The organism is Bradyrhizobium sp. CCBAU 11386 (assembly GCF_028128955.1).
GTDB lineage: Bacteria > Pseudomonadota > Alphaproteobacteria > Rhizobiales > Xanthobacteraceae > Bradyrhizobium.
Map to the genome: position 1 here is coordinate 1 of NZ_LBKA01000076.1, position 645 is coordinate 645.

2 protein-coding genes are annotated in these 645 nt (G+C 62.5%); both read right to left on the reverse strand.

Translation table 11 applies throughout. The features are described 5' to 3' along the window. Positions 1-274 (reverse strand): IS66 family insertion sequence element accessory protein TnpB (gene tnpB, locus XI09_RS08445; protein WP_271566430.1); only part of this gene is annotated, 274 nt, incomplete at its 3' end. After that, on the reverse strand, positions 271-645 hold a 375-nt coding region (gene tnpA / locus XI09_RS08450; protein ID WP_271566431.1), incomplete at its 5' end, for an IS66-like element accessory protein TnpA. The genes tnpA and tnpB, both read right to left, overlap by 4 nt.

Consider the following 645-nt stretch of genomic DNA (forward strand, 5'->3'; position numbering starts at 1 on the left):
GAGCTGCCGTCAGCGACACCACCCCATCCACCGTCGCTGGCCAGATGAAGCGGCCACGGTCCAATCGCTTGGCGTAAAGCGACAGCCCGACCCCGTCGTGCCAAAGGGCTTTGATCAGGGTGCCAGCACGACCACGGAACACAAACACGTCGCCGGCAAAAGGATCTCGCCCCAGCCCCTCCTGCACCAGCAATGCCAGACCCTGCATGCCTTTGCGCATGTCAGTGTGACCGGTTGCGATCCAGATCCTCGCCCCTGCCGCGATCGGGATCATCGCCGCTCCAGCAGATCCAATACGCGAGACAACGCGGTCATATCAACGCCGGCGTCCACGATCACGCGACAGGCCTTGCCGACGACAATCTCCATGCGTCCGCTCGCTGGCCCGGCTGAAGCTACTGCCGGCTCCGGCAGCTGGTCTGGCATCACCATCGCCGGCACAAAGGCTGGCTGAGGTTGTTCGCTCGTCCGCGTTCCAAACGATCGTCGCCAAGTCAACAGGAGCGAGCGTGAGATGCCGTATCGTCGTGCTGTCGACGAGACAGCGCGCGGTGCCTGCAAACTCTCCAGAACGATCTTGAGTTTCTCATCATCGGTCCAGCGACGGCGACGACCAGTCTCGACAACCTCGAACCGCTCAATCTG